Raw genomic sequence first — 13262 nt, forward strand, 5'->3', positions numbered from 1 at the left:
CCCCTTCCACCGCGACAAGGAATCAGCATGGAAGACTCGCGCAGCCCCGAGCAGCGGGCCACCCCCGATAACCCCTTGCCGGTCGAGTCGCTGGCCGGCGAAACGGCCAGTGAACAGCCGGCGCCGCGGCTGAATCAGACTCGTGCCGGCATCAAGCCCAAGGCGATTCCTGACCCCGAGGCCGACCTTGCTGACCCGGGGCTGTATTTCAATCGCGAGCTCTCCCAGCTGCAGTTCAATATCCGGGTTCTCGAGCAGGCCCTCGACGAGGCGCACCCGCTGCTCAACCGGCTGATGTTCCTGCTGATCTTTTCCTCCAACATGGATGAATTCTTCGAGATCCGCGTGGCCGGTCTCAAGAATCAGGTCGCCCTGGGCGACGAATCAACCGGCGCCGACGGCCGCTCGCCTCGCTCGGTGCTCACCGAAATCGGCCAGGCGGCTCACCGACAGGTCGCGCGTCAGTACCGGATTCTCAACGAAGTGCTGATTCCCGCTCTGGAAAGCCAGGGCCTGCGCTTCCGTCGCCGTACCCAGTGGACCGCGGCGCAGCATGCCTGGGCAAGCGAGTATTTCGCGGCAGAGATCATGCCGGTGATCAGTCCGATTGGACTCGACCCGTCCCACCCCTTCCCCCGGCTGGTCAACAAGAGCCTGAACTTTATCGTTCAGCTGGAAGGCAAGGACGCCTTCGGGCGCGAAGGGGGGCTGGCAATCCTGCCGGCACCGCGTTCACTGCCGCGAGTGATCGCGCTACCCGATGCGCTTTGCGAGTCCGGCTTCACAGAGTATGTCTTTCTCTCGTCGATGATCCATGCCCATGCCGGTGAGGTGTTTCCGGGCATGGAGGTACGCGGCTGCTACCAGTTCCGACTGACGCGCAACGCTGATTTCTCGGTGGACCCGGAGGAAGTCTCCGACCTCGCCTCCGCCCTGCGTGGCGAACTGCTGGCGCGTCGCTATGGCAGTGGCGTTCGCCTCGAGGTGGCAAGCAACTGTCCCGACGAGTTGGCAGACTTCCTGCTCGGGCAGTTCGCCCTCGACGAGGCCGATCTCTACCGCGTCGACGGGCCGGTCAACCTCACCCGCATGATGTCGGTGCTCGGCGATGTCGACCGGCCCGAACTGCTCTACCGCTCCTTCACCCCGGGAGTACCCAAGGTATTGGTTCGCCACGACAGCCTGTTTGCCGCCATCGCCACCGGCGACATCCTGCTGCACCATCCCTTCCAGACGTTCGCCCCGGTGGAAGAGCTGATGCGCGAGGCGGCCCGCGATCCGAACGTGCTGGCCATCAAGCAGACCCTCTACCGCACCGGCGCCGACTCGCCGATCGTCAACGCCCTGGCGGATGCGGCGGGTAACGGCAAGGAAGTCACGGTGGTAATCGAGCTGCGCGCGCGCTTCGACGAGGCCGATAACCTCGCGCTTGCCTCGCGTCTGCAGGAGGCCGGTGCCATCGTCATCTACGGCGTGATGGCCTACAAGACCCACGCCAAGATGATGCATATCGTGCGGCGCGAGCGGGGCAAGCTGCGCCATTATGCCCATCTGGGTACCGGCAATTACCACTCCAAGACGGCGAAACTCTACACCGACTACAGCCTGCTCACCGCGCGGCCAGGACTATGCGAAGACGTCCATCGCGTCTTTCAGCAGCTCTCGGGAATGGGCCGGGCCCGGCAGATCGAGACGCTGCTGCACGCGCCCTTTACCCTCCACGAGCGGCTGATGGGCATGATCGAACGAGAAGCCGAACATGCGCGCCAGGGCAAGCGTGCCCACCTGATCATCAAGTGCAATGCACTGACCGAGCCGCGGCTGATCCAGGCGCTCTACCACGCCTCGCGAGCCGGGGTCGAATGCGACCTGATCATCCGCGGCATGTGCTGCCTGCGTCCGGGACTGCCGGGTATCTCGGAGAATATCCGCGTACGCTCGGTGATTGGGCGCTTCCTGGAACATACCCGGGTGTTCCACTTCCGCAATGACGGCAAGCCCGAGACCTGGTGTTCGAGCGCCGACTTCATGGCCCGCAACATGTTCCATCGCGTGGAAACCTGCTTTCCCTTGCTGGAGAAAAAGATCGCCGCCCGCGTGCGCAAGGATCTCGAGACCTATCTGGTCGACAACTGCCAGAGCTGGCGGCTGCAGCCCGACGGCCACTACGTCAAGCAGCAGCCCGGCGACGCCGACGCGATCAGTGCTCAGGAAACCCTGCTCTACGCTTACGCCGCCCGCGCCTGACGCCGCGCCGTCATCCCTTGCGGAAGGCGGCGAGGTCCTGGGGGTCGAGCCCCTCCACCCGTTCGGGCAGGCCACGCTCCCGGCGGGCCTTACGAACCACCTCGCGCTCGGCGAGCAGCTCGGCATCGTCGTCCATCGTTCGCCCGTTAAGCTCGGCGAGCTGCGCCATGCCTTGGTGGTAGAAAGCCAGCAGCGCCAGGGCGGTCTCGTTGCCCTCGCCCATGCCGCGGCGCAGCGCCGGCAAATAGGCGCTGACCCGTGACAAGTGATGCTTGAGCTGCCAGACATAGCGCATCTCGCGCATCCAGGGACGCTCGCGCAATACCGCGAACACCAGACTGGTAGCCACCAGGCCCAGCAGCACGCCCAGCACGTTCCACCAGAACCCGCCCTCGAAGATAGCCGTCAGCAGCTGCGAGAACACCAGCCCGAACACGATCAGCTGGGCGGCCATGGCCACACTGATGATTTTTGCCTTGCGGCGATAGTGCTCGGGGTCGTGCTCCTCGAAATGAAACGGCATCGGTACGGTCTCTCCTCTCGTGAGCGCCCCTGTGCAGACCCTGAAGCAGGTTCTGAGCCAAGCCATGAGCGCTCAAGCACGTGGCGGGCAATGCCGGGATTATCCCCATATTCGACACCGGGGTACAGGCAGCCGCTAGCGCAGGCGCTGTGCCGCGGTCAGCAACAGGTCGGCGGTGGCCTCCCACCCGAGGCAGGCATCGGTGACCGACACTCCGTAACGCCGCTGGCCGAGAACGAGCGGCTGCTTGCCTTCATGGAGATGGCTCTCGATCATCAGGCCGCACAGGGCCGTCTGCCCCGCCAGACGCTGGGCCAGCACGTCGCGCAGCACCTCGCCCTGACGGCGGTGGTCCTTGCGCGCATTGGCATGGCTGCAATCGACCATCAGCCGTGGGGGCAGCCCCGCCGACTCCAGGGCGTGCCGCGCGCGGCTCACGTGATCCGCCTGGTAATTGGGCTCGCCGTGGCCGCCCCGCAACACCAGGTGCGTATGCCGGTTGCCCGCCGTGTCGTGAACCGTCGGCCGCCCCTCGGCGTCGAGGCCGAAGTGACCATGAGGATGGCCCGCGGCACTGATCGCATCCAGCGCCACGCCGATGTCGCCGTTGGTGGCGTTCTTGAACCCCACCACGGCCTCGAGACCGCTCGCAAGCTCACGATGCAACTGTGATTCGGTGGTACGGGCACCGATCGCTACCCAGGCGAGCAGGTCATCGAGGTAGGGTGCCAGCATCGGCTGCAGCAACTCGGTGGCCACGGGCAGGCCGAGCTCTGCGATGTCGTGCATCAGTTGGCGGGCGAGGCGGATACCGCGGGCCATGTCGCCACGGCCGTCCAGGTCGGGGTCATAGGCGAGCCCCTTCCAGCCCACAGTAGTGCGAGGCTTCTCGACATAGACCCGCATTACGATCAACAACCGATCCTCGACCTGCGTCGCCAGCTCAGCCAGGCGACGGGCATACTCCAGGGCAGCCGCGGGGTCGTCGACGGAGCAAGGGCCAACGACCACCAGCAGACGGTCGTCGCGTCCATCGAGAATACCGCGGATCGCCTGACGCTGGCGGGCGATACACGCCGCGAGCTCGGGTGACACGGGCCGAGCGCGAGAAAGCTCGCCCGGCGTCGGCAGCCTGCGCGTAGGCGCCACGGCAGGCTCAGATAAAGGGGCGGTTAACGGGGCAGTTAACGGGGCGGTGGCAAGCGAGGCAGTCATCGAATCAACTCCGTGAAGAAGGCAGGCATCGTAGCGTCTGGTCGCCACCGCTGGCGTCACGGTCGAAGGTGGCACGTTGAACCGACCGCAGCTCGCTAAATCGCCAATAGCCGTCATAGCCCGCGAAGCCCCGAGTCAGGCGGATGGCGATGGATGCGGTCATGGTCTCTCTCCTGGCTGTCATATCAGGTGGTGTGAAACGCAGAACCCCGGGCGGGGCTGCCGTCCGGGGGTTCTGTGGAGAGGCAACCCGGCTGGGCGTGCCTCGTGGCGATGTCGCTGGTCTCTAGGGGGAGTGGGTCAGGACATGGCCTCCGGCACGCCGGTGCTAAACCAATAGCCAAAGCCATATACAAACCCATAGCGACGACCCGCGACGCCGGCACCACAGAACGACGCCGCCCCATGGGCAGCTGACTCGTGGTATGGCGTGTAACGCGTCGGGGTCATTATCCGTTCCTGTTACCTAATGCTTTTGTGTCATTAACAATATCGTGCCGTTGCGGCCGTTGAAACGCAAGGGCCGCCTTTATGCTCAGCCGGTAAAAATCTGCACGATGCCGATGGTCACGGGCAGAGCGCTCATGCCCACCAGCACCACCAGGCCCAGCACCACGGAGAGCAGACCGCTCCCATCCGGTACGTTCTCGTCGTGTCCTGCCATCTCGATGTCCTCTCGGGGGGAATGTTCACGATGTCGCTATTCTAGCGAAGATGCCGCCCGCCATCGACCGGCAGCGTCACCCCGGTCACGTACCGGTTGTCGAGCAGATAACGCAGGCTCTGGTAGATCACCCCTGGGCCCGGCACCATGTCCATGACCGACTTGGCTTTCACCTTCGCGGCATAGACCTCGTTATCGCCTTCATTGTGCATGATCATTGCAGGAGCGATGGCATTGACCTGAATCGTCGGCGCATACATGGCGGCAAACGACAGGGTCAGATTGTCGAGGCCGGCCTTGCTGGCGGCATAGGCGGCGTGCTTCTTCGAGCCCTTCTGCACCACATAATCGGTCATGTGAACAATATCGCGGTGCGGCTCGCTGCAGGCCTCGAGCAGTTCGCGGGCTTGCAGGTTGATCAAGTACGGCGCCAGCATGTGCACCCGGAACAACCGCTCGAAATTGGCACCCGCCTCGCTTCCGCTGCTGTCCGGCGCCCAGTCGCTGGCGTTGTGGACGATGGCGCGCAGCGACGATGTCTCGGCCTTGAGTCGGGCAATGAAATCGAGAATGCCCGCCTCGCTTTCGAAATCGGCCTGCAGCGTGACGACGCCACGCTCGCGCAGCGCCTCGAGGGCCGGACGCTCGCGGCGATAGGTGACGATGACCGGGTGGCCATCGTCGCGCAGGCGTTCGGCGCAGTGACGACCCAGTCGCTGGCCGCCACCGGTGATCAGGACCGGCGAGGCGCTCATCGGCGGCCCTCCTCCACCTTCGCACCCTTGCCCACCAGGCTACCGGCGGTGGGCACGATGGGATCCCGGGGCGCATAGGCGAAGACATCGGAAAAGACCCGACTGGCCTTGAGGCCCAGCGAGGCCAGCACGTCGACGCAGGCATAGACCATGCCCGGCGAGCCGGAGACATAGACATCGTGGCCCGAGACGTCATCGAGGGTAGTGGCCAGCGCCTGGTCGATCCGCCCTCGGTGGCTCGTGACACGCTCACCCACGACAGGCGCTTCCGGTGCGACTTCGGTCACGGCGTGAAAGTGGACATTGGCATGCGTCGCGGCCCACTCGAGGGGCAGGCGCTCGAGATAGAAGTCGCGGCGTTCGCGCGCCGCCCACCATAGATCGATCTCGCGCTGCGGGTCGGCATGCAGCGCCGCCTCGACGATCGCCTTCATCTGAGAAAAGCCGGTGCCGGCGGCAACCAGCAACAGCGGCCGACGACTGTCCGGGTCGAGCTGGCAGTCACCCCCTGGCAAACGCAGGGTCAGCCGCTCGGCGACCTGCAATATCTCGCGCAACCGCGCCGAGTTGTCCCGCTCCGGCCAGTGCTGGATATGCAGCTCGATGATGCCGTCGCCGGCATGGGCGTTGGCGATGGAGAAGGGTACCCAGGTGGTGTCGTCGAGCCGCATCTCCAGATACTGACCCGGTGCATGAGCCACCGCCTGGGGTCGCCCCTCCAGGATGACGCGAAAGACGTCCGGGGTGAGGTCCTCGACCTCCGCGACCCGGCAGGTCAGGGTCCTTGCCGTCATGAATGCCTCGTGTCGTTGTCGGAAGATAGCGTGATGCCAAGCTCATTCCAGCGTTCGCTGACGCGCGCCTTGACGGACGCGTCCATGACGATCGGCGTGCCCCACTCGCGATCGGTCTCCCCCGGCCACTTGCTGGTGGCATCGAGCCCCATCTTGGAGCCCAGGCCGGTCACCGGGGAGGCGAAGTCCAGATAGTCGATCGGGGTATTCTCGACCAGCACGGTATCGCGGGCCGGGTCCATGCGAGTGGTGATGGCCCAGATCACGTCCTTCCAGTCGCGGGCACTGACGTCATCATCGAGCACCACCACAAACTTGGTATACATGAACTGACGCAGGAAGCTCCACACGCCCATCATCACGCGCTTGGCATGCCCAGGGTACTGTTTCTTCATGGTGACCACGGCCATGCGGTACGAGCAGCCCTCCGGCGGCAGGTAGAAGTCGACGATCTCGGGAAACTGGCGACGCAGGATCGGCACGAACACCTCGTTGAGCGCCAGCCCCAGAATCGCCGGCTCGTCGGGCGGCCGCCCGGTGTAGGTGGAATGATAGATGGCATTCTCGCGCATGGTCATGCGTGTCACGGTGAAAACCGGAAAGTGATCGACCTCGTTGTAGTAGCCGGTGTGATCGCCATACGGGCCTTCCGGCGCCGTGTCGTCCGGGTAGATGAAGCCCTCGAGAATGATCTCCGCCGAGGCCGGCACCTCAAGGTCCGCATGGCCGCACTTGACCAGCTCGGTGCGCGAGCCCCTGAGCAGCCCGGCGAAGGCATACTCGGAGAGCGAGTCCGGCACCGGGGTCACCGCCCCCAGGATGGTCGCCGGGTCGGCACCCAACGCCACGGCCACCGGAAAGGGCTCGCCCGGATGGGCCTTCTGGAATTCCTGGAAGTCCAGCGCACCGCCGCGGTGAGACAGCCAGCGCATGATCAGGCGGTTTTTCGACAGTTTCTGCTGGCGGTAGATGCCCAGATTCTGACGGGTCTTGTGGGGTCCCTTGGTGATCACCAGCGGCCAGGTAATCAGCGGGGCCACGTCGCCGGGCCAGCAGTGCTGGATCGGCAGCCGGCCGAGGTCGACATCGTCGTCTTCATAGACCAGCGCCTGCACGGGGGCCGAGCGCACGCGCTTGGGCCCCATGCTCATGACCTGCTTGAAGACCGGCAGCTTGTCCCAGGCGTCGCGAAAACCCTTGGGCGGCTCGGGCTCCTTGAGGAAGGCCAGCAGTTCGCCGACCTCGCGCAGGGCCTCCACGTCCTCCTGGCCCATGCCCATGGCGACCCGCTTCGGCGTGCCGAAGAGGTTGCCGAGCAGCGGCATACGGTGTCCCTTGACGTTCTCGAAAAGCAGGGCCGGCCCGCCGGCGCGCAGCGTGCGATCGCAGATTTCGGTGATCTCGAGGTAGGGGTCGACCTCGGCACTGATGCGCACGAGCTCTCCCTGGGTCTCCAGCGCCGCGATGAAATCACGCAGGTCCTTGTACTTCATTCGGAGTTCCCGGTTCCAGAATGACAAAAGGGGCAGCATAGCATGCCGCCCCTTTACGATGCCGCGACGCCTGGCTTACCGACGCTTCATGGCTTCGAAGAATTCCAGGTTGGTCTTGGTGTCTTTCAGACGGTCGATGAGGAATTCCGTGGCGGCGGTATCGTCCATGGGATTGAGCAGCTTGCGCAAGATCCACATGCGCTGCATCTCGTCCTCGGAGGCGATCAAGTCTTCGCGGCGTGTGCCCGAGCGGCGGATATTGATGGCCGGATAGACGCGCTTCTCGGCCAGCTTGCGGTCGAGATGGGCCTCCATGTTGCCGGTGCCCTTGAACTCCTCGAAGATCACCTCGTCCATCTTCGAGCCGGTATCGACCAGCGCCGTGGCGATGATGGTCAGGCTGCCGCCCTCCTCGATATTGCGCGCCGCACCGAAGAAGCGCTTGGGCTTTTCCAGGGCATGGGCATCGACACCGCCGGTGAGCACCTTGCCGGAGCTCGGCACCACGGTGTTGTAGGCGCGCGCCAGACGGGTGATGGAGTCGAGCAGGATCACCACGTCCTTCTTGTGCTCGACCAGGCGCTTGGCCTTCTCGATCACCATCTCGGCGACCTGCACGTGACGCGCCGGCGGCTCGTCGAAGGTCGAGGCAACCACCTCGCCACGCACGGTGCGCGACATCTCGGTGACTTCCTCAGGACGCTCGTCGATCAGCAGCACGATCAGATGACATTCGGGGTTGTTGCGCGTGATCGAGGTGGCGATATTCTGCAGCATCAGCGTCTTGCCCGCCTTGGGCGGGGAGACCAGCAGGCCGCGCTGGCCCTTGCCGATGGGCGCGACCAGATCGATGATCCGCGAGGTCAGATCCTCGGTGGAGCCGTTGCCGATCTCCATGCGCATGCGTTCCTGGGGGAACAGCGGCGTGAGGTTCTCGAAGAGGATCTTGTGCTTGGCGTTTTCCGGCCGGTCGAAGTTGATCTGGCTGACCTTGAGCAGCGCGAAATAACGCTCCCCCTCCTTCGGCGGGCGAATCTTGCCGGAGATCGAGTCCCCCTTGCGCAGGTTGAAGCGACGGATCTGCGAAGGCGATACATAGATATCGTCGGGGCCGGCCAGATAGGAACTGTCGGCGCTGCGCAGGAACCCGAAGCCGTCCTGGAGGATTTCCAGCACACCATCGCCATAGATGTCCTCGCCGCTCTTGGCGTGTTTCTTGAGGATGGCAAAGATGATGTCCTGCTTGCGGGAGCGTGCCAGATTGTCGATGCCCATCTCGCGGGCAGTCTCCAGAAGTTCCGGCACGGGCTTTTGCTTGAGTTCGGTAAGATTCATCGGTGTGTTCAGAGGTTGCTCGTGGAAGCCGGGCGGCCAGGCGCCGTGAAAAGACAGGAGGCGAGACGATTACGCCGTGTGGATGCGTTCAGAGCCCGGACAGGCTGCCACTCGTCGTGTTGCATCATATGGCCATGGGCAGGGAACCGCACGAGAGGGGTAGCCGGGCCGATATCGGAATCGAGGGAGCAGGTTCGTTTTCGCCTGATCAGCGGATCTCGGCCAGGAGGCCTTTCACGAACTGATGCAGAGGGCTGTCTGACGACTTGAAAATTGACCGTGGCGTAAACGCCTTGAAACGGTCGGTAAGCATTCGGAACAAGCGAACGACTCGATACTAGTCAAGGCCGTCGGCAAACGCAAGCCCCGACTGATCGCGCAGCGGATCATCGATTGACAGCATTGGTCCACCATCGCAACCTGCGGGCAAGGATATCACAAGGACACGTCATGACACCGCCCATGGACTCGGCTACCGGCCGCCTCGCCGCCGTTTTACCCGACACGCCGCCTGCCGTCCGTCATCGCCTGGCGGCCATCGACCTGGGTTCCAACAGTTTCCACTTGCTGGTAGCCAACTATCACGACGAGCGTCTCCAGGTGGTCGCGCGACTCGGCGAAAAGGTGCAGCTGGCGGCAGGGCTCGGCGATGACGGTCGGCTCAGCGAAGACGCCATACAACGCGCGCTCGACTGTCTGTCGCGCTTCGCGCCCTTTCTCGGCGACATCCCGCCCGGATATCTGCGTGTGGTAGGGACCAACGCGCTGCGCGACGCCGACAACAACCAGGAGTTCATCGAGCGCGCCGAGGCCCTGCTGGGGACGCGCATCGAGATCATCGCCGGCCGCGAGGAGGCCCGGCTTATCTACCTGGGGGCCGCCCATGCGCTGGCCGAGAATGGACGACGCCTGATCGTCGACATCGGCGGTGGCTCCACGGAGTTCATCATCGGCGAGCGCTTCGAGCCCCTGGCGCTGGAGAGCCTGGGCATGGGCTGCGTGACCTATACCCGGCGTTTCTTCGCCAATGGCGACATCAGCGAGAAGCGGTTTCGCAAGGCAGAGCTCGCGGCGCTGTCGGAGCTTGCCAATATCCAGCGCCCCTACCTTCGGCTGGGCTGGTCTGACCCGGTGGGCTCCAGCGGCACCATCAAGGCCGCCGCGGCAGTGATCGCGGCGGCCAGCGAGACGCCCGACGGCGTGATCACGCGCGAGGGGCTCTTCGCCCTGCGCGATCGCCTGGTCAAGTTCAAGCGCCTCGACAAGGTGTCCCTGGAGGGTCTCAAGGCCGACCGGGCGCGCGTTTTCCCCGCCGGGGTGGCGATCCTCTGCGCGATCTTCGAGGCGCTCGAACTGGAGACGATGCGCTATGCCGATGGCGCCCTGCGCGAAGGGGTGCTGTACGACATGGTCGGCCGCAACAGCCCCGAGGACTCGCGGCTCAAGAGCCTGGAGAATCTGGAGCGCAGCTACGGCGTGGATGCTCGCCAGGCCGACAACGTCGCCGATACCGCCCTGGCGCTGTTCGCCCAGGTGCGGGACGCCTGGTCGCTCGATGACGACCAGGCGCGGTTTCTCGGTTGGGCGAGCCGCCTGCACGAGATCGGCCTGGCGATCTCGCACAGCCAGTTCCACCGCCACGGCGCCTATCTGCTGGAACACTCCGACCTGGCGGGTTTTTCGCGACCGGAGCAGCGCCTGTTGGCCTTCCTGGTGCGCGGCCATCGCCGCAAGTTTCCGCTCAAGGAATGGAAGGCCCTGCCCGCCGCCGAACAGCGCTCCCACGCCCGTCTGGTGAGACTGCTGCGCCTGGCCGTGCTGATCAACCACTCGCGCCCCGAGCAGGCGCCCGCGCTGCCGCGCCTCATGGCCGATAACGACGAGCTGATCGTGGCCTTCGCGAGCGACGATACGCCGTCACTGCTGATGACCGACCTGGAGCAGGAGATCGGCTTCCAGCAGGCCGTCGGGTTTTCGCTACGCCTCGCTCAGGCCTGACCACCCCTCAGCGAAGGCCAGCCAGTTCACCAGCGAGGGCGCCATCACGGCGACCACCTGGTCGCCATGGTGCACCACCAGCACCCGCTGGCGCTCCCAGGGCGGCAAGCCGGCCTCCTGTAGCAACCGCTTGAGGTCGCGACTGCCGCGCCCCGCCAGCCGCAGCCGCTCGCCGCCGCGGCGTGGCGCCACTCGCAGCCGAACCGGCCGCGCCGAATGAGGTTCCAGACGAAGGATCGTCTCACCCAACGGGGTCACGAGCGGTGCTCGGCCGTCCCACTCGGCTTCCCATGGCGACGGCAGGCCGGATAGCGTTGGCATGAGGTACAGCGCACCGCTCCAGCGCCGCGCCGCCGCGCCCGGCCAGGCAATATGCACCTCGGCATCGCGCCTGGCCTCGAGCTGATCCAGCAGGCTCGCCAGGCGCGCGGCCGGCGGCGTAGGAAGGCCATTCAGCGCACACGCGTGGCGGATCAACAACCGGCACCGCGCCGGTGATAGCCCCGTCAATCCCGCTATCGGCAAGCGTCCCGGATCGCCTCCGAGACGCTGCAGGTCCAGCTCGGCCAGCTCGGTCAGCAAGGCATCGGCCTCCCCGGCCAGGGTCGCGCTACGGGCCAGGGAGGCGGCCGCCAGGGGCCAGCGGCTCTCGAGTCGCGGCAGGATACTGCGGCGCAGGAAGTTGCGATCCAGTTCCAGGTCAGCGTTGGACGGGTCCTCAGTCCAGGTCAGCGCAAGCCGTCTCGCCTCGGCCTCGAGGTCGGCCCGCGACACGCCGAGCAGCGGCCGGCCGAGCTCGCGCCCCTGCCAGTCGCGCCTCGCCGGCATGGCCGCCAGGCCCCGCACGCCGCTCCCGCGCAGCGCCGCGAGCAGGAAGGTCTCGGCCTGGTCGTCGCGATGCTGCGCCAGCCACAGCGTATCGCCGACGGGCACGCAACGCGCGAAGGCCGCGTAGCGCGCCTGCCGGGCCGCGCCTTCCAGGCCGAGCCCGCCCGCCGGCTCGATGGTGACCCGCTCGACGGTCAGTGGGACGCTCAGTTGCGCGGCAAGATGCCGGCAATGCGCCTCGAAGTCGTCGGCGGCACTCTGCAGGCCGTGGTGTACGTGAATGGCGCGCAAGGCGCGCGGATGGCGATCGCGTGCCCTGGCGGCAAGCGTCAGCAGCAGCGAGGAGTCGAGCCCGCCGGAGAGGGCGACCCAGACGCCACGCCCCGGCGGGGTCCGGGCCAGGGCGTCGTCGATAAGGAACTGAAGGGACATGGCCGACTAGATGGGGGCGCCATAGCTCATCAGCCGCTGGTAGCGCCTTTCGAGTAACGCATCGGTATCCATCGCTTCCAGGCGTTCGAGGCTTGCCAGAAGGGAAGACTTGACCCGTTCGGCGGTCGTTACCGGATGGCGATGCGCGCCACCCAGCGGCTCGGGAATCAGGGTGTCGACAAAGCCCAGTTCCTGCAGGCGCTCGGCGGTGATACCCATGGCCTGGGCGGCGTCGGACGCCTTGTCGGCGCTTTTCCACAAGATGGAGGCGCAGCCCTCGGGCGAGATGACCGAATAGGTGGAAAACTGCAGCATCGACAGCTCGTCGCAGATGCCGATAGCCAGCGCCCCGCCGGAGCCGCCCTCGCCCACCACGGTCGCGAGGATCGGCGTCCTCAGGCGCGACATCACCGCCAGGTTGTAGGCGATGGCCTCGGACTGGCCACGTTCCTCGGCGTCAATCCCCGGGTAGGCGCCCGGCGTATCGATGAACGTCAGCACCGGCATGGCGAAACGCTCGGCCATCTCCATCAACCGGCAGGCCTTGCGATACCCTTCGGGGCGCGGCATGCCGAAGTTGCGCCGCACCTTGTCCTTGACGTCGCGGCCCTTCTGATGGCCGATGACCATTACCGGCTTGTCGTCGAGCCGGGCGACACCGCCGACGATGGCGGCATCGTCACCGAAGTTGCGATCCCCGTGGAGTTCGTCGAAATCGGTGAAGACGTGTTCCAGGTAGTCCAGCGTGTAAGGCCGCTGGGGATGACGCGAGAGCTGGGAGACCTGCCAGGGGCTCAGGTCCTTGAAGATCGACTCGGTGAGCTTGCGGCTCTTCTCCTCGAGCCGGCCGATCTCGTCGCTGAGATTGACCTGGCTGTCGTTGCCGACCAGGCGCAGTTCCTCGATCTTGGCCTGGAGCTCGGCGATGGGCTGTTCGAAATCAAGATAATTGGGATTCATGGGCTTGCCTTGTCCTCG

General features: G+C 65.4%; 12 protein-coding genes. 2 read left to right on the forward strand and 10 right to left on the reverse strand.

Going from position 1 to position 13262, the window contains the following annotated elements; all coding sequences use genetic code 11:
* Positions 1-27: 27 nt before the first annotated feature.
* Positions 28-2247: a polyphosphate kinase 1 gene (gene ppk1, locus BM341_RS07675; RefSeq protein ID WP_089794567.1), complete on the forward strand. Its 2220-nt coding sequence runs from the start codon at positions 28-30 to the stop codon at positions 2245-2247.
* Positions 2248-2257: 10 nt separating this feature from the next.
* On the opposite strand, the gene BM341_RS07680 is transcribed toward ppk1, so the two are convergent.
* The 8 genes from BM341_RS07680 to rho form a co-directional block, all read right to left on the reverse strand.
* On the reverse strand, positions 2258-2770 hold the full coding sequence (locus tag BM341_RS07680; RefSeq protein ID WP_089794569.1) for a DUF3087 family protein: 513 nt from the start codon (positions 2768-2770) through the stop codon (positions 2258-2260).
* Between the two features lie 135 nt (positions 2771-2905).
* Entirely contained in the window at positions 2906-3985 is a 1080-nt protein-coding gene (locus BM341_RS07685; RefSeq protein WP_089794571.1) for a 3-deoxy-7-phosphoheptulonate synthase, read from the reverse strand.
* A gap of 4 nt (positions 3986-3989) precedes the next feature.
* Positions 3990-4148 carry a hypothetical protein gene (locus BM341_RS19230; RefSeq protein WP_175507823.1) on the reverse strand — a complete coding sequence of 53 codons (159 nt, stop codon included), beginning with the start codon at positions 4146-4148 and terminating at the stop codon, positions 3990-3992.
* 372 nt (positions 4149-4520) lie between these two features.
* Positions 4521-4649, reverse strand: a complete 129-nt coding sequence (locus BM341_RS19640) for a hypothetical protein (RefSeq protein WP_281246489.1) — start codon at positions 4647-4649, stop codon at positions 4521-4523.
* Between the two features lie 41 nt (positions 4650-4690).
* A complete protein-coding gene (gene folM / locus BM341_RS07690) occupies positions 4691-5404 on the reverse strand; it encodes a dihydromonapterin reductase (protein WP_089794573.1) in 714 nt (237 codons plus the stop codon).
* Positions 5401-6198, reverse strand: coding sequence for an NAD(P)H-flavin reductase (locus BM341_RS07695; protein ID WP_089794575.1), 798 nt, complete (start codon positions 6196-6198; stop codon positions 5401-5403). The genes folM and BM341_RS07695 overlap by 4 nt, the downstream gene beginning before the upstream one ends.
* Entirely contained in the window at positions 6195-7691 is a 1497-nt protein-coding gene (gene ubiD, locus BM341_RS07700; protein WP_089794577.1) for a 4-hydroxy-3-polyprenylbenzoate decarboxylase, read from the reverse strand. Before ubiD ends, BM341_RS07695 begins: the two co-directional genes overlap by 4 nt.
* Positions 7692-7766: 75 nt before the next feature.
* Entirely contained in the window at positions 7767-9026 is a 1260-nt protein-coding gene (gene rho, locus BM341_RS07705; RefSeq protein WP_089794579.1) for a transcription termination factor Rho, read from the reverse strand.
* Positions 9027-9488: 462 nt separating this feature from the next.
* Between rho and ppx the strand changes: the two genes are divergently transcribed.
* Positions 9489-11024: an exopolyphosphatase gene (gene ppx, locus BM341_RS07710; protein WP_089794792.1), complete on the forward strand. Its 1536-nt coding sequence runs from the start codon at positions 9489-9491 to the stop codon at positions 11022-11024.
* Here ppx and tilS read toward each other — a convergent pair.
* Together tilS and accA are read right to left on the reverse strand one after the other, a co-directional pair.
* Entirely contained in the window at positions 11004-12284 is a 1281-nt protein-coding gene (gene tilS, locus BM341_RS07715; RefSeq protein ID WP_089794581.1) for a tRNA lysidine(34) synthetase TilS, read from the reverse strand. The genes ppx and tilS overlap by 21 nt on opposite strands.
* Before the next feature lie 6 nt (positions 12285-12290).
* Positions 12291-13244 carry an acetyl-CoA carboxylase carboxyl transferase subunit alpha gene (gene accA / locus BM341_RS07720; RefSeq protein WP_089794583.1) on the reverse strand — a complete coding sequence of 318 codons (954 nt, stop codon included), beginning with the start codon at positions 13242-13244 and terminating at the stop codon, positions 12291-12293.
* Between the last annotated feature and the right edge of the window lie 18 nt (positions 13245-13262).

This window comes from Halomonas korlensis, assembly GCF_900116705.1.
In the GTDB taxonomy this organism is placed as follows: domain Bacteria; phylum Pseudomonadota; class Gammaproteobacteria; order Pseudomonadales; family Halomonadaceae; genus Halomonas; species Halomonas korlensis.